This is a genomic window from Aeromonas sp. ANP5, assembly GCF_963870295.1.
Lineage (GTDB): Bacteria > Pseudomonadota > Gammaproteobacteria > Enterobacterales > Aeromonadaceae > Aeromonas > Aeromonas veronii.
The window spans coordinates 40,767-64,781 of the sequence record NZ_CAWMRY010000008.1; the positions used below are offsets into that span (position 1 = coordinate 40,767).

General features: G+C 60.7%; 23 protein-coding genes. 6 read left to right on the forward strand and 17 right to left on the reverse strand.

What is annotated here, in order from left to right:
• Positions 1-32 precede the first annotated feature (32 nt).
• Positions 33-515: a DUF1097 domain-containing protein gene (locus tag AACT07_RS06585; RefSeq protein ID WP_005339809.1), complete on the forward strand. Its 483-nt coding sequence runs from the start codon at positions 33-35 to the stop codon at positions 513-515.
• A gap of 1 nt (position 516) precedes the next feature.
• Here AACT07_RS06585 and AACT07_RS06590 read toward each other — a convergent pair whose 3' ends face one another.
• The 4 genes from AACT07_RS06590 to cydH form a co-directional block, all read right to left on the reverse strand.
• Positions 517-1,797 (reverse strand): sigma 54-interacting transcriptional regulator, encoded by a 1,281-nt coding sequence (locus AACT07_RS06590; RefSeq protein WP_005339807.1) that lies wholly within the window; start codon positions 1,795-1,797, stop codon positions 517-519.
• Positions 1,794-2,321, reverse strand: coding sequence for a hypothetical protein (locus AACT07_RS06595; RefSeq protein WP_005356347.1), 528 nt, complete (start codon positions 2,319-2,321; stop codon positions 1,794-1,796). The genes AACT07_RS06590 and AACT07_RS06595 overlap by 4 nt, the downstream gene beginning before the upstream one ends.
• Positions 2,318-3,718, reverse strand: coding sequence for a sensor histidine kinase (locus AACT07_RS06600; protein ID WP_069527025.1), 1,401 nt, complete (start codon positions 3,716-3,718; stop codon positions 2,318-2,320). The genes AACT07_RS06595 and AACT07_RS06600 overlap by 4 nt, the downstream gene beginning before the upstream one ends.
• Before the next feature lie 103 nt (positions 3,719-3,821).
• A complete protein-coding gene (gene cydH, locus AACT07_RS06605) occupies positions 3,822-3,914 on the reverse strand; it encodes a cytochrome bd-I oxidase subunit CydH (protein ID WP_005339800.1) in 93 nt (30 codons plus the stop codon).
• Between the two features lie 124 nt (positions 3,915-4,038).
• Between cydH and AACT07_RS06610 the strand changes: the two genes are divergently transcribed.
• Complete coding sequence (locus tag AACT07_RS06610; RefSeq protein WP_069526975.1) at positions 4,039-4,614, forward strand: 2-amino-4-hydroxy-6-hydroxymethyldihydropteridine diphosphokinase; 576 nt, start codon at positions 4,039-4,041, stop codon at positions 4,612-4,614.
• Here the strand turns inward: AACT07_RS06610 and AACT07_RS06615 are convergent.
• A complete protein-coding gene (locus AACT07_RS06615; protein WP_069526976.1) occupies positions 4,540-5,244 on the reverse strand; it encodes an SDR family oxidoreductase in 705 nt (234 codons plus the stop codon). The two genes, AACT07_RS06610 and AACT07_RS06615, sit on opposite strands and share 75 nt — an antisense overlap.
• Positions 5,245-5,406: 162 nt before the next feature.
• Here AACT07_RS06615 and AACT07_RS06620 point away from each other — a divergent pair, with 162 nt between their 5' ends.
• A complete protein-coding gene (locus AACT07_RS06620) occupies positions 5,407-5,811 on the forward strand; it encodes a CBS domain-containing protein (RefSeq protein ID WP_069526977.1) in 405 nt (134 codons plus the stop codon).
• On the opposite strand, the gene AACT07_RS06625 is transcribed toward AACT07_RS06620, so the two are convergent.
• Positions 5,808-6,344 carry a DUF2301 domain-containing membrane protein gene (locus tag AACT07_RS06625; protein WP_047440355.1) on the reverse strand — a complete coding sequence of 179 codons (537 nt, stop codon included), beginning with the start codon at positions 6,342-6,344 and terminating at the stop codon, positions 5,808-5,810. The genes AACT07_RS06620 and AACT07_RS06625 overlap by 4 nt on opposite strands.
• Positions 6,345-6,431: 87 nt before the next feature.
• Between AACT07_RS06625 and AACT07_RS06630 the strand changes: the two genes are divergently transcribed.
• Complete coding sequence (locus tag AACT07_RS06630; protein WP_069526978.1) at positions 6,432-7,196, forward strand: substrate-binding periplasmic protein; 765 nt, start codon at positions 6,432-6,434, stop codon at positions 7,194-7,196.
• A 63-nt stretch (positions 7,197-7,259) separates the two neighbouring features.
• Here AACT07_RS06630 and asnC read toward each other — a convergent pair whose 3' ends face one another.
• Positions 7,260-7,721, reverse strand: coding sequence for a transcriptional regulator AsnC (gene asnC / locus AACT07_RS06635; RefSeq protein WP_005339783.1), 462 nt, complete (start codon positions 7,719-7,721; stop codon positions 7,260-7,262).
• A gap of 154 nt (positions 7,722-7,875) precedes the next feature.
• Between asnC and asnA the strand changes: the two genes are divergently transcribed.
• The gene (gene asnA, locus AACT07_RS06640; RefSeq protein WP_069526979.1) at positions 7,876-8,868 is read left to right on the forward strand and encodes an aspartate--ammonia ligase; all 993 of its coding nucleotides are present in this window, start codon (positions 7,876-7,878) and stop codon (positions 8,866-8,868) included.
• Positions 8,869-9,156: 288 nt separating this feature from the next.
• Here asnA and clpB read toward each other — a convergent pair whose 3' ends face one another.
• From clpB to rluD, 3 genes are all read right to left on the reverse strand, one after another.
• Entirely contained in the window at positions 9,157-11,730 is a 2,574-nt protein-coding gene (clpB, locus tag AACT07_RS06645; protein WP_069526980.1) for an ATP-dependent chaperone ClpB, read from the reverse strand.
• Between the two features lie 174 nt (positions 11,731-11,904).
• Positions 11,905-12,642, reverse strand: coding sequence for a peptidoglycan editing factor PgeF (pgeF, locus tag AACT07_RS06650; protein ID WP_069526981.1), 738 nt, complete (start codon positions 12,640-12,642; stop codon positions 11,905-11,907).
• Between the two features lie 112 nt (positions 12,643-12,754).
• Entirely contained in the window at positions 12,755-13,735 is a 981-nt protein-coding gene (gene rluD / locus AACT07_RS06655; RefSeq protein ID WP_069526982.1) for a 23S rRNA pseudouridine(1911/1915/1917) synthase RluD, read from the reverse strand.
• Between the two features lie 117 nt (positions 13,736-13,852).
• Here rluD and AACT07_RS06660 point away from each other — a divergent pair, with 117 nt between their 5' ends.
• Positions 13,853-14,608 (forward strand): outer membrane protein assembly factor BamD, encoded by a 756-nt coding sequence (locus tag AACT07_RS06660; RefSeq protein WP_005339769.1) that lies wholly within the window; start codon positions 13,853-13,855, stop codon positions 14,606-14,608.
• Positions 14,609-14,757: 149 nt separating this feature from the next.
• Here AACT07_RS06660 and AACT07_RS06665 read toward each other — a convergent pair whose 3' ends face one another.
• The 7 genes from AACT07_RS06665 to pntA form a co-directional block, all read right to left on the reverse strand.
• Positions 14,758-16,086: a CoA-disulfide reductase gene (locus tag AACT07_RS06665; RefSeq protein ID WP_069526983.1), complete on the reverse strand. Its 1,329-nt coding sequence runs from the start codon at positions 16,084-16,086 to the stop codon at positions 14,758-14,760.
• A 98-nt stretch (positions 16,087-16,184) separates the two neighbouring features.
• Positions 16,185-17,585 (reverse strand): L-cystine transporter, encoded by a 1,401-nt coding sequence (locus AACT07_RS06670; RefSeq protein WP_005341918.1) that lies wholly within the window; start codon positions 17,583-17,585, stop codon positions 16,185-16,187.
• A 133-nt stretch (positions 17,586-17,718) separates the two neighbouring features.
• On the reverse strand, positions 17,719-19,020 hold the full coding sequence (locus AACT07_RS06675) for an L-cysteine desulfidase family protein (protein WP_069526984.1): 1,302 nt from the start codon (positions 19,018-19,020) through the stop codon (positions 17,719-17,721).
• Between the two features lie 21 nt (positions 19,021-19,041).
• Complete coding sequence (locus AACT07_RS06680) at positions 19,042-19,710, reverse strand: helix-turn-helix transcriptional regulator (RefSeq protein ID WP_069526985.1); 669 nt, start codon at positions 19,708-19,710, stop codon at positions 19,042-19,044.
• A gap of 147 nt (positions 19,711-19,857) precedes the next feature.
• On the reverse strand, positions 19,858-20,637 hold the full coding sequence (locus tag AACT07_RS06685) for a substrate-binding periplasmic protein (RefSeq protein WP_069526986.1): 780 nt from the start codon (positions 20,635-20,637) through the stop codon (positions 19,858-19,860).
• A 98-nt stretch (positions 20,638-20,735) separates the two neighbouring features.
• Positions 20,736-22,220 carry a Re/Si-specific NAD(P)(+) transhydrogenase subunit beta gene (gene pntB, locus AACT07_RS06690; RefSeq protein ID WP_069526987.1) on the reverse strand — a complete coding sequence of 495 codons (1,485 nt, stop codon included), beginning with the start codon at positions 22,218-22,220 and terminating at the stop codon, positions 20,736-20,738.
• Positions 22,221-22,231: 11 nt separating this feature from the next.
• A complete protein-coding gene (gene pntA / locus AACT07_RS06695) occupies positions 22,232-23,758 on the reverse strand; it encodes a Re/Si-specific NAD(P)(+) transhydrogenase subunit alpha (RefSeq protein WP_069526988.1) in 1,527 nt (508 codons plus the stop codon).
• Positions 23,759-24,015 lie beyond the last annotated feature (257 nt).

Below are 24,015 nucleotides of genomic sequence, written 5' to 3' on the forward strand. Positions count from 1 at the left end.
CCATTTTGCGAAGCCAACTGAAGAGTCGCCCCATGAGCCCACTGATCGCCATCGCCATCACCACTGGAATTCTCTCCGCCGTCTGGGGCTGGATTGCCGTCGCGTTCGGCCTTATCTCCTGGGTCGGCTTTCTCGGCTGCACCAGCTATTTCGCGTCAAGCGGTGGCTACAAGGCGCTGCTGCAGACCATCTTCTGCAACACCAGTGGCATGCTGTGGGCACTGCTGCTGATCCATGGCGACAGTCTGTGGGGAGCGGGTGTGGCGGGTTATGTGATGACGGGGGTGGTCGCAACCCTGATGTGCGTACAGGCCAAGCAGCAGTGGCTCGGCTACATTCCCGGCACCTTTGCCGGTTGCTGTGCCACCTTCGGGGCGGCTGGCGAGTGGCGGCTGATCCTGCCCTCCCTCATCATTGGCGCCTTGTTCGGTTACCTGATGAAGGCGAGCGGCCTCTGGCTCTCCCATAAAACTCAAAAAGCCGATGCCGCTCCGGCGGTGGTTGATCCCGCCTGATTTATCCCTTCGATTTGAAGTTTGCTGCTTCAATGCCGTGCCGATTCAATAACTTGTAGAAATCGGTACGGTTTCTGCCCGCCATGTTGGCCGCCAGGGTCACGTTGCCCTCGGTGGTGCGCAGCAAACGGATCAGATACTCCTTCTCGAATTCGGCCCGCGCCTCGTTGAACGAGGGGATGCCGCCGCCACCGCCGCTCAGGGCGGACTCCACCATGGAGACCCCGATCACCGGGCTGCAACAGAGGCTGGCGAGCTGCTCCACCACGTTGCAGAGCTGGCGCACGTTGCCAGGCCAGGCAGCGGCCGCCAGCATCGCCAGCGACTCGGGCGAAAAACCCATGGCGGCGCAGTCGCTGTGGCGGCTGCGGTAGTCATCGAGCGCCTGACGGGCCAGCAGGGGGATATCCTCACTGCGGGCACTGAGAGACGGCAAGGTGATATTGGCGACGTTGAGACGGTAGAAGAGATCTTCCCGAAAGCGCCCCTCCTCCATCGCCTTGACCAGATCCTGATGGCTGGAGCTGAGTACCCGCACCTCCGGCGTGCCCTGACCATACTCCTCCATCACCTGCAGCAGCTTGGCCTGCAGGGATTCGGAGAGGCTGCCAATCTCGTCGAGAAACAGGGTCGCCCCCTTGGCCTGCTCGAACAGACCGGACTGTCCATCTTCACCAAACAGCTGCAGGTCGAGTGACGCCCACGGAATGGCGGCACAGTTGATGGTATGAAGCGGCTTGTCGCGCCGCTGGCTGGCCTGATGCAGCGCCTGCGCCATCGCCCCCTTGCCGGAGCCTGACGGCCCCATGATCAGCACCGGCACCTCCATGGTCGCAATGCTATGGGCTTGGATCAGCAGCTGTTCCAGCTGGGGATTGCGGGTCAGGATCAGCGACTGCCACTCCTGCTGCTGTTTCGGCCGCGTCAGACTCAACGCATGTTCGATGGTGGCGAACAGCTCATCCTTGTTGATGGGTTTGGTCAGAAAGCTGAAGACCCCGGAGCGGGTCGCCTGAATGGCGTCCGGGATGGTGCCGTGGGCGGTCATGATGATCACCGGCAACCCCAGCCACTGGGCTTGGATCCGCTCGAACAGCGCCAGACCGTCCATGCCAGCCATCCGCAGATCGCTCAGCACCAGATCAGCCCGTTGCTGACGCAACCGGTCGAGGGCCCCTTCCGCACTGTCGGCGGTATCCACTTCATAACCCTGACTGCGCAGCCGCATGCTCATCAGTTTGAGCAAGCTGACGTCGTCATCCACCAACAGGATCCGGCTCATGGTATTACCTCACGATTCTCGTTCAGCTTGCGCTGGTTGAGCTGGTCGTCGATAGCGGTCAGCTGCTCGATCTGGCGGCGCAGCCGCTGGATCTCCTGACTCTGGTCATCGCGACGGCTGTCGCGGGCCAGCAGCTGCTCGCCGAGGGCGATCCAGCTACGTAAAAAGGCCTGCGCATCGAGACCCAGTTCGGGCAACATCTGCTTCAGGCGCGCCAGACCGGCGGTGCGATTGGCCACCGATTCGGCGGGGTGGGAGTCCACCATGGCCAGACTGACCCGGCTCTCCAGATCGTCAGCCCCTTTCAGACGCTGACGCTCCTGCACCCGTTGCTGGGGGTGACTGGCCAGCAGCCAGTCGGAGTATTGCAGACGCACCTGCATCTCCTTGTTGGCAAACTCCATCCGCTTGGCAAAAGCGATATCGGAGGACTCCCGCTCTGCCTGTTGCGGCAGCAAGGAGCAACCCGCGAGCAGCCCTGCCATCAGAGCTGGAAATACGCGTTGTATCTTCATAGTCCTCATTTCAACGTCAACCTGAAACAGACATCCGCCTGTTCATCCTCTACCAGAACCAGTTCCCCCCCCAGGCTGTTGGCAGACTCGCGGGCGATGGAGAGGCCCATGCCCGAGCCTTTCAAGAGACCTTGCCGCACAGTGCTGCCCTGCTCGAAGGGTTCAAAAATGCGTTGCTGATCGGCCACGGGGATCTTGGGCCCCTCGTTGGCCACTTCCAGCCAGCTTATCTGTTCATCCTGCCCTGCCCTGATCCAGATATTGCCTCCGCTGGCGCCGTAACTGACGGCGTTGGAGAAGAGGTTATCGAGGATCAGTCGTAGCCGGTAGGGCTCCGCCCACAGGGTAACCGGCACGGTCGGCAAGTGTACACGGATCTGCTTGGACTCCAATGCCAGCCGGTACTCGGCAGAAAGTTCCGACAACATCGGCAGCAGGGGGACGGGCTCCAGTTCGAAGGCCTCCTGCTGACTGAGCCGGTTGAAGTCGAGCAGCCGCTCGATCAGGGTCTGCAAACGCCGACTGTTCTCGTCGAGCATCTGGCAGATCTCCAGCTGATCCGGCGTCAAAGGCCCGACCAGCTGCTCGCAGAGCAGATCCGTCCCCTCCCGCAGCACCGCCAGCGGGGTCTTGAGCTCGTGGGAAACATGGCGCAGGAACTGGTATTTCTGCAGCTCCAGCTCCTTGAGTTTGTCGTACAGCCAGACGATCCGCTCCCCCAGCAATACCAGCTCGGCAGGGCCGTCAACCGGCTTGGGATCGGGTTCGACCCCGGCACCCAGACTCAAGATGCGCGACTCAATCTGTCGTACCGGGTGGATGATGAGGTAGGTGAAGATAAAGACCATCAGCAGGCTGAGCGCCGCCACCGCACCGCTCACCCACCAGAGCTCGCTGGTCAGTCCGGCGATGGTGAACTGCACCCGATCCATGTGTTCGTCAACCCGGCTGCGGGTAACTATTTCGAGCTGCTTGTTAGCATCGTTGAACTGCTCGAGCTTGTCCCCCGCTGCCGCCGCCCGGGCCAACGCGGCATCCTGCAGGCTATCGAGCCAGGCCAGCCCCTGATCGAGCCCGCTGTAGAGCTGGCCGTCGGTGATGGAGTTGCGGTGTTCCGCCAGCAACACCCGATACCCGTCGAGTTGCTGCTGGTAGCTGGTGAGACTGCGGCGATCCCCCAGCACCGCGAAACGGCGCAAGGTGCGTTCGATATCGATGGCTTGCGCCGTCAGCAGGGTAGCGCGGCGGGTATCCTTGACCGCCCGCTCCATCTCGTCGCTGGTGAGCTGACTGAGGTGGGCAAGGGAGGTGCTGTTGTGCCAGATCATGCCGCCCAGCGGCATCAACACCAGCACAAATCCCATCAATACCACCTGCAGCAGGGAGCGTGGGCGAACCTTGGTCATCATCTCTTCTCTTGCATTCTCACCGGTGCGCCAGCATAGCCGCACCGCCCCAAAAAACAAAACCGGCCAACAGGCCGGTTTGTATTATCTGGATTGTGGTGATTCACGCCAACGCGACAGAGGCCAGACAGATAATCATGATCATCGCCAGCGCGCCCGAGGCGGTCAACAGCGCCCATTTCAGCTCCACACTCATGCAAACCTCCTTTCTGCCAATCAGTGCCGGATCACAATAGATAAGACAATGTTAAGCCATAGTTAATCCGATAACCGTGAGCTGCGTATACATTTCAGATGAGCCCAACCCAGGGAAGGTGAGCATGTTCTATCTGTGTAGCATTGGTTCCAATCTTGACCCGCACATCCATGTCAGCCGGGTGCTGGCCGAGCTGTTTGCGAACGTCGGCCCCCTGCGGCTGAGTTCGGTGATCCGCACCAAGCCGGTGGGAATGCACTCCAGCCACGACTTTCTCAACTGCCTGCTGGTGGTGGAGAGCCCGCTCGATGCCACCCGCCTCAAGCAGCACTTTGTCACCCTCGAGGTGGCGCACGGCCGGGATCGCAACGATCCGCTCTGCAAGGTGCACGATCGGCCGCTCGACATCGATATTCTGGCCAGCAACAGGAGCGGTGACTTTGCCTCGGCAGAGGTCGATTCCTATCTGGCGGAGCTGCTGGCCGAGCTCTATGGCCATGGCGAGGTGCATGACCCCAAGGTGGCGCTGCAAGTGACGCTCCCCGCCCCGTCGGGCAAGCTCAAACCCGGCAAGGGCTTGCTGACCCGGCAGGTCGGGCTGGAGCCGCTGGTGCTTGGCAAATCTTCAGAGAGTGGCCAGCGCGCGCCCGCCATCTACCTTGATGCAGGCCCCCGTCATATAACTGTTCCCCATCAGTAACTGCACCGCCTGCCAGATGGGCTCAAGTCCCCCCTCCCGCGCCAGCGGTGTTTTCGCCAACACCTGCTGGCGCCATGCCTCGTCATGCTCGTCGAGAAACAGAATGGGGCCCGGCTCTATGGTGTTGACTCGCACCGCAGGCGCCAGCTCCCGTGCAAAACTCATGGCCAGCGAATGGGCTCCCGCCTTGGTGGCCACATAGCTGGCAAAACGGGGGGCCGGGGCATGAATATAGATATCGGTGATATGAATGATGCTGGCGTTGGGATTGCTGGCCAGCCGGGGGGCCAGCGCCCGGTTGAGCTGGAAGGGGGCCGCCATGTGTACCCGGTAGAACTGCTCGAACTGGGCCAGTTGCGCCGCCGGATCAGTTGCCTGCGGCTCGAAGGCCGAAGCATTGTGGATCACCAGCGCCAGATCCTGATGGGCAGCCAGCACATCGATCAGCTTGCCAACGTCCTCTTCCCGACCAAAATCCGCCTGCACCAGCTCGACCCCCAGTGCCGCCAGCGTGGCCAGCTCCGGCCGCTCGCTGCGATAACTGCCCGTCACCTGCCAGCCCGCTGCCACCAGCTGTTCACAGAGATAAAATCCGAGTCGACGGCCGCAGCCCGTAACCAATGCACGCATACGATCTCCTTTCCCTTTCATGGTCTTGCATGAACGAAGCCCGCCTGCCAGCGGATCACCGCCGATGGCTTGTGCCTATCAATCCCTGCGGCACAAGCCATTGGTCGCGGGCCACCCACCCGCGTCATAGTGGCGGTATCCCCCTCTTGCGGAGTCACCGCCATGCTGAAAGTACACCACCACATGGGTCGCCTGACCCACTCCCTCACTGCCGGACTCGGCCTGGCAGAAGCGCTGGATCGCCTGCATCAATCGGGTCTTGGCGGCCTGCCGGTGCTGGATGAGCAGAAACGGCTGATCGGCTTTCTTTCCGAACAAGACTGCATCCCCAGCCTGCTCACCGGCAGCTACCACTGCGATACCCGCACCCGGGTGGAGGATCTGATGAACCGCTCGCCCCTCTCGGTCGGGCCGGATGAGAGCATTCTGGAGCTGGCTCGCCAGATGGCCGATGCCAAGCCCAAGATCTACCCGGTGCTGCAACAGGGCAAGGTGATCGGCATCATCAGCCGCCGTCAGGTGATGCAAGCCCTCAACCAGCATATGAAGGTGTGCCAGCAGACCTAGATCTGGTAACGCCCCTTGTCACCGATATCGAAGTGCAGGGGCATCCGCCACTTGGCCAGCGCCAGCAAGGTCAACAGGGCGCCGCAGACCAGCGCCACCAATGCGGCGGCCCACTCCACCCGCAACCACTCCAGCAGCCATAACGCCGGCAACAAAATGGGCACCAGCTTGATGCCGGGAATGGCGAAGCAAAACTGCTCCTTGAACGCCAGCCCGGAGAGGGTCGCCAACGCAGCTCCCAGCACCAGCGCATCCGGCGCCCCTACCGCAGCCAGGGCCAGTGCGCCCCAACCAAACCCCTGCAGAATCAGGCGAATCCGCTTGTCGTAGATATGCAGCGAGAAGCCGCAGATTGCGCTTGCCACTGCAAGTGACATCAACCATTGTGCCGACGGGAGCAGTGCCATCCCGCTCAGCAGCGCCGCACCGCGGCAAAGCAGCAACAAGGCTGCCGCACTCAAGCCAAGGCGGTAGAGCGAGACGGTCAACTTGTCGATCCCGTCCAGCGGGCTCTCGATTTCAGGATTTGCCATAAACAGTCGCTTCTAACGGATCAGGTGCCATCCAATATACTGGAATCAGGTCTTGGAATATCTTCAAACGGGCTCAGGAGACGTAGTTTGCGTGTGATCCCCCTGTTTTGGTTGCTGTTTCCACTCGGATTGCCCGCCAAAGAGCTGGTGATCTGCGGCACCATGGAGCCCCCGCTCAAGTATCTCGATGCCGATCAGAAACCCCGCGGACTCGATATCGACATCGTCACCGCCATCTTCGACAAGCTGGAGACGCCCTTTCGGATCGAGCTGGCCGACTCCGGTGCCCGCCTCACCCGCAATGCCGAAACCGGCGCCTGCGATCTGGTGATGACCCACTCCTACAAGGCAGAGCGGGAGAGTTATCTCATCTATCCCCAACAGGCCCATCTTCGCCACAGCTGGCACTTCTTCGTGCGCAAGGCGGACCTGATGAAGATCCGCTACGAAACGCTGGCCGATCTCAAACCCTGGCGCATCGGCGTGACCAAGGATTTCTCCTACACCCCTGAACTGGCAGTGGCGATGACCGACCCGGCCTATCAGTTCCAGGAGATCACCATGAACCAGCTGCAACTGCGCAAACTGCTGGCCGGACGCATCGATACCGTGCCCATGCCGCTTGTCACCGCCTTCACCCAGATCAAGGAGGAGGGGCTGACGGGAAAGATCGATTACCTGCCCAAACCGCTCAAGAGCAGCCCCTACTTCAACACCTGGGCCCGCGCACGAGCGGATGCACAGACCCCCGCCCTGATGGCGGCCTACGATGCCGAACTGCTACGCATGAAGCGCAACGGCAGCCTCAAGGCCCTCTACGACAAGTACGCCATCCCCTATATCGAACCCTGATCAAGGGGTCAGGGTTTCGCACGGGAGATGGATCTCTACACCCTACCCCTTATACAACCCACCTCAAGGCTTCACGTCCCGCAGGATCGGATTCTGCAGCGAAATCAGGGTTTCAGTGGACTGGATCTCGTCGATGGTCTGGATCTTGTTGATCAGCACTATCTGCAGCTCGTCGATGGAGCGGGTCATCACCTTCATGAAGATGCTGTAATGGCCGGTGGTGTAGTAGGCTTCCACCACCTCGTCCAGCGCCTGCAGCTTGGCCAGTGCCGAGGGGTAATCCTTGGCACTCTTCAGATTAATCCCGATAAAGCAGCAGACGTCGTAACCCAGCTTCTTGGGGTTAACCTGCACCCGTGTCCCCTCGATGATCCCCGCCTGTTTCATCTTCTCCACCCGCACATGGATGGTGCCCGGGCTGACCGCCAGTTGTTTCGCAAGTTCGGCGTAAGGGATCCGCGCATTCTCCATCAGAGCGGTGAGGATGGCCTGATCGAGATTATCGATCCGGTAATTTTCCGGCATTTTTTTGTACTCCCGTTGACGATACCTCATTAAAGAACGGCTTATTTTGAAAAAAAAAATACACAAAGCCTATTTCTATTATCGAATATTGAATTTAGTTAGCATTCCGTTGAAGAATCACCACATCCAACGGGGTTTGAAACAGGAATTCAGCATGAAACAGCACTACATTCGCAGCCAACAGCAGATTAGCTTCGTCAAAGAGATGTTCTCCCGCCAACTCGCCCAACAACTGGGTCTGATGGAGGTGCAAGCCCCCATTCTGAGCCGGGTCGGTGATGGCACTCAGGACAACCTCTCTGGCCATGAGAATGCAGTGCAGGTCAAAGTAAAAACCCTGCCGGAGCACAGCTACGAAGTGGTCCATTCACTGGCCAAGTGGAAGCGCCAGACCCTGGGTCGCTTCGGCTTCGGCCCGGGCGAAGGGATCTACACCCACATGAAGGCGCTGCGTCCGGATGAAGACAAGCTCACCCCCATCCACTCGGTCTACGTGGATCAGTGGGACTGGGAGAAGGTGATGCCGAGCGAGCGCCGCGATCTGGCCTATCTGCAGGAAACCGTGCGCGGCATCTGGGCCGCCATCAAGGCCACCGAGCGCGCAGTCTGCACCGAACATGAGCTGACCCCCTTCCTGCCAGCCGAGATCCAGTTCCTGCACAGCGAAGAGCTGCTGGCCCGTTACCCGGACCTCGATGCCAAGGGGCGCGAGCGTGCCATCGCCAAAGAGCTGGGGGCCGTGTTCCTGATCGGCATCGGCGGTGCCCTCTCCCACGGCGAGCGCCACGATGTGCGTGCCCCGGACTACGACGACTGGAGCAGCCACAGCGAGCTGGGACTGACAGGCCTGAACGGTGACATTCTGGTGTGGAACCCGGTGCTGCAAGACAGCTTCGAGATCTCCTCCATGGGGATCCGGGTCGACGCCGAGGCGCTGCGCCGCCAGCTGGCTATCACAGGCGACGAGGATCGCCTGCAGTACGACTGGCACCAGGATCTGCTGGCCGCACGGATGCCGCAAACCATCGGCGGTGGCATCGGCCAATCCCGTCTGGCCATGCTGCTGCTGCAAAAAGAGCATATTGGTCAGGTACAGGTTGGTGTCTGGCCAGCCGAGATGAAAGCTGCCGTGCAAGGCATGCTGTAACGAATGAAGGCCATGCCGGCGCCATCTCAGCCAGCATTGCAACAGGCAGATGGCCGTCGGGGTTGAGCGAGCGCATCCCCGGCAGGCTGTAAGAGGCGAGGTCAGCAGTGGCCGCGCTTCGCAATCGGGGGCTTACCCCTGCGACCCGCTCAACCCACGTCAGGTCGCGTCACTACATTCCTCCCGGCAATCTTCGGATTGCCGTTTTTTTTTGCGCCCGAATCCCCGCCACCAAATATGACAACGCCAGCCCGAAGGCTGGCGTTGCAAACATCGACACGAGATCGGTTACTGGGTCATGGTGAGGCCGTTGCTGTCGGCTCCCAGCAGCAGTTTTTTGCCCGGCACGATGCGACCGGAGAGCAGGGCCTGCGCCAGCGGGTTCTCCACCTTCTGCTGGATCGCCCGTTTGAGAGGCCGCGCCCCGTAGACAGGGTCGAACCCGGCATGCACCAGCTTCTCGAGCAGCGCTTCGCTCACCTCCACCTCGTAGCCCTGAGCCTCCAGTCGGCCCATCAGGCTCTTGAGCTGGATGCGGGCGATGGACTTGATGTGCTCCTCGCCGAGCGGATGGAACACCACGGTCTCGTCGATCCGGTTGATAAATTCCGGCCGGAAGCTGCGGGTCAGCACATCCATCAACATGGCCTTCATCTCGTCGTAATCCTTCTCGGAGTGGTGCTCCTGAATCAGATCCGACCCGAGGTTGGAGGTCATAATCACCACCGAGTTGCGGAAATCGACTGTGCGGCCCTGACCATCGGTCAGGCGGCCATCATCAAGCACCTGCAACAGGATGTTGAACACATCCGGATGCGCCTTCTCCACCTCGTCCAGCAGGATCACCGAGTAGGGACGACGGCGCACCGCCTCGGTCAGATAACCACCCTCTTCATAACCCACGTATCCGGGAGGCGCCCCCACCAAACGGGCCACGCTGTGTTTCTCCATGAACTCGGACATGTCGATCCGCACCATGGCATCCTGGGTATCGAACAGGAACTCGGCCAGCGCCTTGCACAGCTCGGTCTTGCCCACCCCGGTGGGCCCCAGGAACAGGAAGGAGCCGATGGGGCGATTCGGGTCGGAGAGTCCGGCACGGGAGCGACGAATGGCGTTGGAGACCGCATCGACCGCCTCCTCCTGACCAATCACCCGGCTGTGCAGCTGATCTTCCATCCGCAGCAGCTTGTCGCGTTCACCTTCCAGCATGCGGGCGACCGGAATCCCGGTCCAGCGTGCCAAGACGTCTGCAATCTCCACGTCGGTGACCCGGTTGCGCAGCAGACTGGTCTCCTGCATCTCGGCTTGGGTGGCGAGATCCAGCTGTTTCTCCAGCTCGGGAATGCGGCCGTACTGCAGCTCGGACATCCGGCCCAGGTCGCCTGCGCGGCGTGCCACGTCGAGATCCTGACGGGCCTGCTCCAGCGCGGCCTTGATATGCTGGGTGCCGGCGAGGGCAGCCTTCTCGGCCTTCCACACCTCGTCCAGCTCGTTGTATTCCCGATCTTTTTCGCCAATCTCCTGATTGATCAGCTCCAGACGCTTGCGGCTGGCGTCATCGTCCTCCTTCATCAGCGCCTGCTGCTCCAGCTTGAGCTGGATGATGCGCCGCTCGAGACGATCGAGCGCCTCGGGCTTGGAGTCGATCTGCAGCCGGATGCTGGCCGCCGCCTCGTCGATGAGATCGATGGCCTTGTCCGGCAGCTGGCGATCCGCAATGTAGCGGTGGGACAGCTGGGCCGCTGCAACGATGGCGGGGTCGGTGATCTGCACATGGTGGTGCAGCTCGTAACGCTCTTTCAGGCCGCGCAGGATGGCGATGGTATCTTCGACTGTCGGCTCTTCCACCAGCACCTTCTGGAAGCGGCGCTCCAGCGCAGCATCCTTCTCGATGAACTGGCGATACTCGTCCAGGGTGGTGGCACCGACGCAATGCAGCTCGCCCCGCGCCAGCGCAGGCTTGAGCATGTTGCCCGCATCCATGGCCCCTTCGCCCTTGCCGGCGCCGACCATGGTGTGCAGCTCGTCGATAAAGAGGATGACGTTGCCCTCCTCCTTGGCGAGATCGTTCAGCACGGCTTTGAGCCGCTCTTCAAACTCACCGCGATACTTGGCACCGGCCACCAGCGCCCCCATGTCCAGCGACAGCACCCGCTTGTTCTTCAGCCCTTCCGGCACTTCGCCATTGATGATGCGCTGAGCCAACCCCTCGACGATGGCGGTTTTACCGACACCGGGGGCACCGATCAGCACCGGGTTGTTCTTGGTGCGGCGTTGCAGCACCTGAATGGTACGGCGGATCTCGTCATCGCGGCCAATCACCGGGTCGAGCTTGCCGATTTCGGCCCGCTCGGTCAGATCGATGGTGTACTTCTCCAGCGCCTGGCGGTTCTCCTCGGCGTTGGCATCCTCCACCTTCTTGCCGCCACGCACCTTGTCGATGGCCGCTTCGAGTTTCTCCTTGGTCAGCCCCTGGGCGCGCAGCAGCTCACCCAGCGTCCCCTTGTCGTCGAGGGCAGCCAGCACGAACAGTTCGGAGGAGATGAACTGATCCTTGCGCTGCTGGGCCAGTTTGTCGCAGACGTTGAGCAGGCGGCCGAGGCCGTTGGAGAGCTGCACGTCCCCTTCCACGCCGCTGACGCGCGGCAGACGATCCAGCTCCTCACCGAGACGGGAGCGCAGAGCGTTGATATCCATCCCGGTCAGGGTGAGCAACGGACGGATGGAGCCGCCATCCTGATTGACCAACGCGGTCATCAGGTGAACGGGTTCGATGAATTGGTGGTCACGACCCAGCGCAAGAGACTGGGCATCGGAAATAGCAATCTGGAATTTGCTGGTAAGGCGATCGAGGCGCATTGCACTCCCCCTTCAAACAGGCAGACGCCGCTTGCGCGGCAAACAACATAACTTTCTGAGATGAAAGATGAGGCCCGTACGGGCTATTTCAAGGGCATGGACTGGTTATTTTTTCTGCAAGAGGGGGCGAGAGCAGGATCCCCGCCCTTGCCAGATGCAGGGCGGGGAGCTTCATCAGGACGCCAACCAGATGATGGAGGCCATCCGGCCGGTCTGGCCGTTGCGACGATAAGAGTAGAACTGCTCGCTGTCGCTGAAGGTACAGTATTCGCCGCCATAGACGGCGGTAACGCCGGCACGGGCGAGGCGCAACCGCGCCAGCTGGTAGATATCCGCCAACCATTTGCCGTCGTTGGCGGAAGGCACGAAAGCCGCGACCGCTTCAGCCTGCTCAGCCATAAAGGCCTCGCGCACCTCTCCCCCCACTTCAAATGCAGTGGGGCCAATGGCTGGGCCCAGCCAGGCCAGGATCTCGCCCGGCTCGCAGCCCATGGCGGCGATGCTCGCCTCCAGCACGCCCTCTTTCAGTCCACGCCAGCCAGCGTGGGCGGCGGCCACCACTGTGCCTGCCCGATCGCAAAACAGCACCGGCAGACAGTCAGCAGTCATCACGATGCAGGCCAGCTCCGCCTCATGGGCGCAGGCGGCATCAGCATCCGGCGCCTGCTGATAATGGCTGCTGACCGGATGAACCACGGTGCCATGCACCTGATTAAGCCAGTTGAGGGACCCCGGGATGGCGGCCGCCTGCTGCAAGCGGGCGCGGTTAGACTCGACTCGCGCCGGTTCGTCACCCACGTGGGCCCCCAGATTGAGACCGGCAAAGACCCCTTCACTGACGCCGCTATCCCGGGTGGTCGACAACGCCCTGACACTCGCCGGGGCTGGCCAGTCGGGTTCGATCCATTTCATCTGTGACTCCTTCAATTCACCGATATAAAAACGGGGCTCCTGCAAGGGAACCCCGATTGGCATCTATTCGGGCCGGATGACGCCAGAAACCGACGCAGCAGGCCCTATCACATCAGTTCCAGACCAGATCATCCGGATTGGCGAGGGTATCCGCGCGCAGCACTTCCATCAGCTCCACCATGTCTTGTGGTGTAGCTGAGTGCCACTGCATCACTTCCCCCGTGATGGGGTGAGCCAGTTGCAGCATGGTGGCATGCAGCGCCTGACGGTTGAAGTTACGCAGTGCCTGGGTCAGCTCGGGGGTCGCGTTGCGCAGCGGGCGCAGACGGCCACCGTAAGCGGGATCGCCCACCAGCGGGTGTTTGATGTGCGCCATGTGGACACGGATCTGGTGGGTACGGCCGGTCTCCAGACGCAGACGCAGACGGGTGTGGCCACGGAACTTCTCGTGCACCCGGTAGTGGGTCACAGAAGGACGACCATTGGGCACCACGGCCATATGGGTACGCTGGGACGGGTGACGGCCGATGGGCGCATCGACGGTGCCACCTGCGGTCATGTGACCGATGGCGATCGCTTCGTACTCACGGGTGATCTGGCGCGCCTGCAACGCTTCCACCAGATGGGTCTGGGCGGGTACGGTTTTGGCAACCACCATCAAACCTGTGGTGTCTTTATCCAGACGGTGCACGATACCGGCGCGGGGCACCTCGGCAATGCCGGGGTAGCGGTGCAGCAGGGCGTTGAGGATGGTGCCATCCGGCGTACCTGCGCCCGGGTGAACCACCAGACCGGCCGGTTTGTCGATCACCAGAATGTGTTCATCTTCATAAACGATGTTGAGCTCGATATCCTGGGCATCCCAGCGAGTATCATCTTCCAGCTCGACATTCACATGCACCTGCTGCCCGGCCAGAATCTTCTCGCGCGGGGTGTTGGCAACCTGACCGTCCAGGGTCACTCTGTCCTGTAAAATCCACTCCTTGATGCGGGTGCGGGAGTAGTCTGGAAACAATTCGGCCAGGGCCTGGTCGAGTCGCTGCCCGAATTGGTGATCCTGGAATTCGCCTGTCAGTTCAATATGCTGGCTCATGTATGGTCTCTTGAGCGGGGGGTATCAATTCGAAATAATCCGAGTATTCTAGCTTTTCTTTTAGCCAAGCATAACGGATACTTTGCCAATTTCGTGGAAATGGACCGGATGTTGTTGATGGGAAAGAAGTCTCACCTGCTGATGTCGCTCGCCTTGGTCGCTACCTTGATCACAGGCTGTTCCAGCACCAAACCCAAGGTACCCGACGAACCGCCGGAGACCCTGTACCAGAAAGCACGCCTCAAACTGGATGTTGGCAATTACGTGCAAGCCACTGAATTGCTGGAGGCTTTGGACTCTCGCTACCCGTTCGGCGCCTACTCCAACCAGGTGCAGCTTGACCTCATCTATGCCTACTACAAGCAGGATGATACCGCTCAGGCGATCGCCAATATCGACCGTTTTATCCGCCTCAATCCGGCGCATAAAAATATCGATTACGTCTTCTATATGCGCGGCCTGACCAACATGGCGGCGGATTACAACTTCTTCCAGAGCCTGTTCGGTATCGGTCGTGACGACAAAGACCCGGCTTATGCCCGTCAAGCATTCCAGGACTTCAAGACTCTGCTGCAAAACTACCCCAACAGCGTCTATGCCGCCGATGCCCGCGCCCGCATGATTGGCCTGAAGAATCGTCTGGCCCGATATGACCTGAGCGTGGCCGAGTATTACGTGAAGCGTGATGCACTGGTCGCGGCCGCCAACCGGGCCAAGCTGATTGTCGAAACCTACCCCGACACAGCCGAAACCGAGAAGGCGCTGGAGATCATGGTCGAGTCTTACGACGCTCTGAAGATGCCGCAGTTGGCCAAGCATGCCCGCGAAGTGCTGGCCAAGAACTACCCGGAAAACCGCCTCGGCCGTGGCTGAGTGATACGGATAAACCGGTAACAAAAAACCGATGCCTTGGCATCGGTTTTTTTATCGCTGCAATTTACCCTCAGCTATTACCCGCAGGGGCTCTGCAGAGCTGGGGCAGCGTGACGGCGCCATCCCAACGCCGTCCGTCATCGCAACGCTTACTTCGCGACGTTACCCGCCACGTTCAGGGCATCCCAGGTGCGGGAGAAGGGCGGCGCGTAGGCAAAGTCCAGCATGCCGAGCTGCTCGGTGGTCACCCCCATGGTGATGGCCACCGCCAGCGCGTCGATGCGGTGGACCGCCCCCTTGCGACCGAGGATCTGGCCACCCAGCAGCCGCTTGCTGCCCGCCTCGTAGACCAGCTTGACGTGAATGTCGGACTGACCCGGGCAGTAGTTGGTGTGGCACTTGTCCTTGATCACCACGGTGCGATAGTCGATGCCCATCGCCTTGGCTTCCTGCTCGGAAAGACCGGCTCGGCCCGCCTCCAGCCCCAGCACCTTGAGCGCGGCAGAGCCGAGGGTGCCCGGGAACTCCTGCTCGGCACCCGCCAGGTTCTCGCCTACCATGCGCCCCAGCTTGTTGGCGATGGTGGCGAGCGGTACATAGACCTGCTGCTGCTTCACGCTGTGCCAGACGCTGGCACAGTCGCCGGCCGACCAGACGTTGGCCAGCGAGCTGCGCCCCTGGCGATCCACCTTGATGGCGCCGTTACCGAGCCGCTCGATGCCGGTATCGGCCAGAAACTCGGTATTGGGCTTGACCCCGGTGCAGACCACCACGATATCGGCCTCGTACTCGCCCTGGCTGGTGCGCACGCCGGTCACCCGACCATCCCCCAGCAGTGCTTCAACTCGCTCACCCAGATGGAGAGAGACCCCCTGCTCGCGCAGTTCGGTTTCGATGTGCTGGGTGATCTCGCCATCAAACGCATCGGGGATGACTCGATCCGCCAGCTCGATGAGACGCACCTCTTTGCCCTGATGGACCAGCGCCTCGACCACTTCCAGCCCGATAAAGCCGGAGCCGATCACCACTGCGCGGCGATTGTTCTTGTCTTGCACCGCCGCCTTCAGCGCCAGTCCGTCGGCCATCCGGCGCAGACCGAATACCCCTTGCTGCTGCAAACCGGGGATGGGGGGCATCACTTCGCGGGCACCGGTGGCGATCATCAGGCGATCGTAGCGGTCGGTGAAGGTGTCGCCGTTGTGCTCCACCTGCAGGGTCTGGGCAGTTGCGTCAACGCTCAATACCCGATGGCCAATCTTGACCTCGATCCCCTTGGCGGCGAACTGCTCGGGGGTGAACTCGGCCATGTAGCCGGGCTCCTGAAACTCGTCGCCGACGAAGTAAGGCAGGCCGCAAGCACCGAAGGAGATCACTTCGGAGGCCTCATACACCACGATGTCGGCATCTTTGGCCAGACGGCGCGCCTTGGCCGCCGCACTCATACCGGCGGCTTCGCCACCTATGATCAGAATTCTCATAGTTTTTCCTCTCAATGGCGCAGGGAGGGCATGCCCTCCCTGCGGTCTATGACGGGAAAGGGTCACCCCTTTCCACAGGCAGATCAACCGACAGCAAATCAGACGGTGGACTCTTCGCCGTCCAGACTCACTTCATGATCGCTGTTGAACACATGCATGTCGGTCTCGCCCATCAGGCGGCTGGTGACCGTCCCTGCGGTGATGGAGCCGGAAACGTTGAGCGCGGTACGGCCCATGTCGATCAGCGGCTCGATGGAGATGAGCAGACCGGCCAGCGCCACCGGGAAGTCCAGCGCGGAGAGCACGATCAGCGCGGCAAAGGTGGCGCCGCCGCCAATGCCGGCCACCCCGAAGGAGCTGACGGTGATGATGGCGATCAGGGTCATGATGAAACCGGGATCCATCGGGTTGACCCCGACGGTCGGGGCAATCATCACGGCCAGCATGGCCGGATAGATACCGGCACAGCCGTTCTGGCCGATGGTGGAACCGAAGGAAGCGGCGAAGTTGGCGATCCCCTCAGGAATACCCAGCGACTTGGTCTGGGTCTGCACGTTCATCGGAATGGAGCCCGCACTGGTGCGCGAGGTGAAGGCAAACGCCAGCACCGGCGTGATCTTCTTGAGGAAGCGCAGCGGGTTGATACCGACCATGCTCACCAGCAGCAGGTGCACGACAAACATGATGGCGATGGCACCGTAGGAGGCCATCACAAAGCTGAGCAGGTTGAGGATGTCAGCATAGTTGGAACCGGAGACCACCTTGGTCATCAGCGCCAGCACGCCAAACGGGGTCAGGCGCAGCACCAGAGTCACCATCCGCATCACGATGGCATGAGCCACAGCCACGAAGTGACTGAAGCTGGCGAAGATCTCCGGCTTCTTGCGGGCGATGCCGGTGGCAGAAAGGCCGATGAAGATGGAGAAGATCACCACGGCGATGGTGGAGGTCTTGCGCGCCCCGGTCATGTCGAGGAAGGGGTTGGCGGGAATGAACTCCAGCATCATCTTGGCAAACGACATGCTCTCGACGCTGCCGAGGGTGGTCTGCAGCGCGGCGCCACGGGCGCTTTCGGCAGCCCCGGAGGTGAGCCCTTCGGCGGTAAGGCCAAACAGGTTGGACATCAGGATGCCCGCCCCGGCGGCGATGGCGGTGGTGAAGATCAACACGCCTATGGTCATGGCGCTGATCTTGCCCAGCGCAGTGCCACCATTGAGCTTCAAGATAGCGCTGATGATGGAGACCATGATGAGTGGGATGATGATCATCTGCAGCAGCTTCACATAGCCACTACCCACGATATCCAGATAGTCGATGGTCTGAACAATGACGGGCGAACCTGCACCGTAAAGCAGTTGCAACGCGGCGCCGAACAGAATACCGAGCCCCAAACCGGCAAATACCCGGCGGGTGAAGCTCACATGTTTTTCCTGTAACCGGTAGAGAAAGAACAGCAAGATGGCGGCGATGGCCAGATTGCCGATAACGCTAAATGTCATGGTATGACTCCCCAAAAAGCGGGCTTGCGCCCGAGAAACAAGAGCAAGCGCCATGCTTGCCCTGGCAACCGTGTCAGACGGTCTGCGCCGTCGTGACAAGAACAAGGGGGTCTATCGCCCCCTTGTCACAGATTCACTGCTTCTGCTGTTTCGCTCGCATGATGTTGATGATTTCGATGTCGGTATCCAGCATCCCCTCTTTGGAGAGGCGGCCCAGATTGGCGATGGTCTGGTCCACATCGTCGGAGACGATCCCCTCGCTCTGGGGGACATGCAGGTTGTTGATGGCCATCAGCGAAGACTTAACCGCCGCCGAGGTGGAAGTGGAGACCTTCATGGAGCAGGCGCTGCCCGCGCCGTCGCAGATGATGCCGGAGACATCGCCAATCATGTTGTTGATACAGTGGCTGATCTGCTGATACTGGCCGCCCAGCAGCCAGGTGATGGCGGCGCCGGAGCCCATGGCGGCGGTACTGGCGGCGCAGAGGGCCGACAACTTGTTCTGATAGGTCTTGATGTAGATGGCCACCAGATGGCTCATCACCAGTGCCCGGGTCAGCTGCTCGTCGCTCGCCTTGAGGAAGCGGGCAGCCGCGACCACAGGCATGGTGGCGGCAATGCCCTGATTGCCGGAACCGGAGTTGGACATGGCGGGCAGCATGGCGCCATCCATCCGCGCATCGGAGGCAGCGGAGGAGAGGCGCATCGCCAGGGTCATCAGGTCATCGGAGAGCAGCTTGCGCTCCACCTGCTCGGTGAGGATCTTGCCGATCTTCAGGCCGTAACCCTGCAACCCTTCATCTGCCAGCGCCTGATTCATGGTGGCGGCCTCGCGGATAAAGTCGATCTCCGCCAGCGGCACTTCCAATGCAAAATCGACGATCTCCCGCAGGGTCATGGCCGGTTTGGCGGATTTGGCTGGCTGGATCTGCACGCCGGGGGCGCTGTTCTGCTCCATCAGCACCTCGCCATCCTTCTCCATCAAGATGATGCGGGTGTGGTCGGTACAGATCACCACTCGGGCGCTATGGCCCTCCACTTCGGCCAGCACCTCGGCGTAGAGCACGTCCGGTACATCCTTAACATCCACCTTGATGACCGGCAGCAACACCTTGGCCGCTTCCACCTGTTCTGGTGTGAGGGTCTTGAGCACCTCCAGCCCGGCATCGGGATTGCCCCCTGTGATGCCGACCGCAGCGGCCACCGGCAGACCGATCATGCCGGTACCCGGCACCCCGACCCCCATGCCGTTCTTGAACAGATTGCCACTGACCCAGACGCTGATGCGGGTCGGGGTCTCCCCCAGCAGCTTGCGGCAGTTGGCCGCCGCCAGCGCCACCGACATCGGCTCGGTACAGCCCAGGGCCGGCACCACTTCACGCTTGAGCAGGGTAATAAAGTCGGTCCATTGTGCTTTCATCGCAGTGTTTCTCATGTTCAGGGTGCCCGCAGGCAGTTATTGCTTGTTCAGATCCGCCTTGTGGTTGCGGATATGCAGATAAACAGTATGACGGGAGATGCCGAGCATCCGGGCAACCAGCTGGGCCGCCTCCTTGATCTCGAAGATCCCCATGTCGAAGAGCCGGGTCACTATCTCCTTGTTGCGCACCGTGCAGGAGAGCGAATCGTCCCGATCCACCTTCTCAATCACCTGAGTCACCAGATCGTCCACCGAGCTGGCAAAGGTCTCGTTGTTGAGCGGCGCCGGTGCCGTTGGCAACGCAAAGGTATCGAGCAGGCTGCCAAGGGAGGTATCCAGACTGAAGTTCACGCAGAGCATGCCGATGGGCTTTCCCTGCCGGTTGCTGATGGTGATGGAGGAGGACTTCATCAGCGTCCCGTCGCGGGTACGGCTGAAGTAGCTGCTCCACTGGCTGCCCTCCTCCCCCTGCAAGCGGTTGAGGGCAAAGTCGGTGACCGGCGCCCCCTCCCGACGACCGGTGACATGGCCGTTGGCAATCTTGATGACCGATGCATCCAGCGTATCGAACGCATGCAACACCACCTCGCACCCCGCACCAAACAGCGCGGCCAGCGCCTCGACCGCGGGCTCGAAACTGGCGATCAGATGACGTTCTTCATCCGTTAACGAATTGATCTGGTCAGTGGTGGCTGCTGTGGACATATATGAGTAACTTTGAATAAACCGCAGTTGATTCTACTATCAACAAGATCAACTAATGTTGAGCGGCATCCCCTTTTTGTTCGCCATTATGCCCACCTTTTAACAAAGTGCGACAAATTGTGAAGCGGCGCACAGCAGGGCGGCGACTCAGAGGTGATAGCGAGCCAGCAGCTGCTTGTAGGCGGGGGTCTGTTTGAATGCCTTGAGGGCAGAGGAGAAGCGGATAGCCAGCTGGTCGTGGCCGGGCTTGTGGGTAAACGCGAGGAAGTTGCGGTTGTCGTCGGTCAGCAGGCGCGAGCCGTGGTTCACCTGATCCTGCAGCCCCTGGGTATGCAGCAAGTAGCGACCGACCCGCTCGTTGAGCACCACCCCGTCCAGCCGACCGGCCATCATCAGATGCAGTTGTTTGATGGCATTCCCCTCTCCCGTCATCGGCATCCGGATCACCCCGGGATCGGTCAGAAAATCGGGGCTGTAGGCATAATCTTCCTGAATACCTATCCGCAGACCCTTGAGGTCGGAGAGCTGCCTGAAATCCACCGGACGAACCGTCGGATAGAAGAGCACTTCACCGCTATAAGAGAGCGGCTCTTCGGGGTAGTGGAGCCAATGCTGGCGGGAAGGTTCAAAGAAGACGTCGACTACCGCATCCCCCTGCTTGAGACGGGCTTGCTGCAGAACCCGCTTCCAGGGCAGCACCCTGATTTCGGTGCGATAACCCATCTGGCGCAACACGGTACAGGCCAGATCGAGATCGGCGCCGGCCAGCTCGCCATTGTCACCACGCATCACATAAGGGGGCCACAGCTCGGTCAGCAGCGTCAGAGTCGGCGGCTCGTTCGTCGCCACGGCCGAACCAGCACCAAACAGGGAGGCCAGCAGCCAGCCGTACAACCCGATCCTTCGCCAACCCTGATACCACATCATGGAGATCCCTCATGGTCCGTATGGATTGAGGATATACAAGGGATGAGCAATAAAAAAGGAGGCCGAAGCCTCCTTGATATTCACTGTCTGAATGGCACTTACAGTGCTTTCAGGATTGCCTCGACGCTGGCCTTGGCATCGCCAAACAGCATCTGGGTATTTTCCTTGAAGAACAGCGGGTTCTGGACACCGGCGTAGCCAGTGTTCATGGAGCGCTTGAAGCCGATGACGTTCTGCGCTTTCCACACTTCCAGCACCGGCATGCCGGCGATCGGGCTGCCCGGATCTTCCATCGCGGCCGGGTTGACGGTGTCGTTGGCACCGATCACCAGCACGGTATCGGTATCGGCGAAGTCCTCGTTGATCTCGTCCATTTCCAGCACGATGTCATACGGTACTTTCGCTTCCGCCAGCAGCACGTTCATGTGGCCAGGCAGACGACCGGCAACCGGGTGGATACCGAAGCGCACCTTGACGCCGCGGTCACGCAGCTTCTGGGTGATCTCGGCAACCGGATACTGAGCCTGTGCCACCGCCATACCGTAGCCCGGGGTGATGATGACGGAGCTGGAGTTCTTCAGCAGGTCAGCCACTTCCTCGGCGCTGGTTTCGCGGTATTCGCCCATCTCCTGATCAGCCGTGGAGGCCACGCCATCGGAGCCGAAGCCACCGGCGATCACGGAGATGAAGGAGCGGTTCATCGCCTTGCACATGATGTAAGAGAGGATGGCACCGGAGGAACCCACCAGGGCACCGGTGACGATCAACAGGTCATTGGAGAGCATGAAGCCCGCCGCCGCTGCCGCCCAACCGGAGTAGGAGTTCAGCATGGAGACCACCACCGGCATGTCGGCGCCACCGATGGAGGCAACCAGATGCCAGCCGAAGGCGAAGGCGATCAGGGTCATCACCAGCAGGGCGAAGGTAGAGCCGCCCGCGTTGACGAAGTAGACCATCAGCGCCAGAGAAGCGACCACGGCCAGCAGGTTCAGCTTGTGGCGGTGCGGCAGCATCAGTGGCTTGGAGGAGATCAGACCGCGCAGTTTGCCGAAGGCAACCACGGAACCGGTAAAGGTTACGGCACCGATGAAGACGCCCAGGAAGATCTCGACCAGATGGATGTTCAGCATGGCGCCGGTCAGGTGCTCGACCTGGGCAACGCTGTTGGCCTGCTCGAACGCCGCACGGGCGGCTGCCAGGGTGGCATCCAGATTGGAACCGACGGAGACGACGACCTCAGCAGGTGCAGAGGGGTGCAGATCGATGAAGCTGTTGAAGCCCACCAGTACTGCCGCCATACCCACGAAGCTGTGCAGCACGGCCACCAGCTCGGGCATCTCGGTCATTTCGACCTTGAGTGCCAGACGCACGCCGATGGCACCGCCGATCACCATGGCCAGGATGATCCAGTGAACACCACTGGTCTCCGGGTTGAATACGGTAGCGAGCAGGGCGATAGCCATACCCGCGATACCGAACAGGTTGCCATGCTTGGCCGTTTCTTGCTTCGACAGTCCCGCGAGACTGAGGATGAAGAGCACGGCGGCAACGATATAGGATGCTGTTACCAGTCCTTGAGACACGTTAAACCCCCTTAATCCTTACGGAACATCTTCAGCATGCGCTGAGTGACGGTGAAGCCGCCGAAGATGTTGATACTGGCAATCAGCACGGCGATGAAGGCCAATGCGGTGACCAGAGTCGACCCTTGCCCGATCTGCAGCAGGGCACCGACCACGATAATGCCGGAGATGGCATTGGTGACCGACATCAGCGGCGTATGCAGGGCGTGAGAGACGTTCCACACAACGTAGTAACCGACCACACAGGCCAGGATGAATACGGTGAAGTGGGAGAGGAAGGCTGCCGGGGCAACGGAGGCGATCCAGCCGAAGGCGGCGATGCCGAGGGCACCGAACACGAACTTCTTGTTGGAGGGTTTGGCCTCTTCCTTCTTGGCGGCCGGTTTGGCGGCGGCCGGTTTCTGCGGTGCAGCAGAGACGGAGATGGCGGGCGGCGGGAAGGTCACTTCACCGGCCTGGATCACCGTCATGTTGCGCTGAACTACGTCTTCGAAGTCGATGGCAACGTTGCCGTCCTTCTCCTTGCACATCAGCTTCATCAGGTTGACCAGGTTGGTACCGTAGAGCTGGGAGGATTGGGCAGGCAGACGACCCGGCAGATCGGTGTAACCAATCACCTTGACGCCGTTGTCGGTGACATGCAGTTCACCCGGCACTGTGTATTCACAGTTACCGCCAGCCTGGGCGGCCATGTCCACGATGACGGAGCCCGGCTTCATGCTGTCGACCATCTCTTTGGTGATCAGCTTGGGAGCCGGCTTGCCCGGGATCAGGGCGGTGGTGATGATGATGTCCACCTCTTTGGCCTGCTGGGCAAACAGCTCCATCTCGGCCTTGATGAACTCTTCGCTCATCACTTTGGCGTAACCATCGGAGGAGGAACCATCCTCACCGCCGAAGTCGAGCTTGAGGAACTCGCCACCCATGGATTCGATCTGCTCGGCCACTTCCAGACGGGTATCGAAGGCACGCACGATGGCACCGAGGGAACCGGCAGTACCGATGGCAGCCAGACCGGCTACGCCGGCACCGATTACCAGCACCTTGGCAGGCGGCACTTTACCGGCAGCAGTGATTTGGCCGGTGAAGAAGCGACCGAACTGGTGCGCAGCTTCAACAACGGCACGATAGCCACCGATGTTGGCCATGGAGGAGAGGGCATCGAGGGACTGGGCACGGGAGATCCGCGGCACCATATCCATCGCCATTACATTGATGTTGCGCTCGGACAGCTTCTTGACCAGCTCGGGGTTCTGGGCAGGCCAGATGAAGCTGATCAGAGTGGCGCCATCTTTAATTTGTGCGATCTCGGCATCGGTCGGCGCATTGACCTTGAAGATAAGGTCGGCTTGCCAGACATTCGGCACCACGCTGGCACCGGCAGCCTCGAAGGCGGCATCATCGAAGCTGGCCGACAGGCCTGCGCCGGTCTCGATGGCGACCTCGAAGCCGAGCTTTTTCAGCTGCTCGACGGTAGCCGGGGTCGCTGCGACCCGGGTCTCACCGACGAGACTCTCTCTCGGTATTCCAATCTGCATGACTATTCCCTGATGGTTAATAAACAATCGCTGCCCAGTGTCTCATTTCTGGCGAAACAAGACATGACCAAAGTGCAGGTCTTGGGCTCTTTGTTATGAAAATCAGTAGGCTTTACCTCAACCTCCTGTCATGGTCAGGCCCCCGCTTTTCAGGCGCGAAGGTGATTAGTATCAAATTTTGGAGTTTTATTACAACCGCAGTCCCGACGGCACTCGTACAGAATTCAGCCCATCCCTGGCTACAATTAAAAAAAACA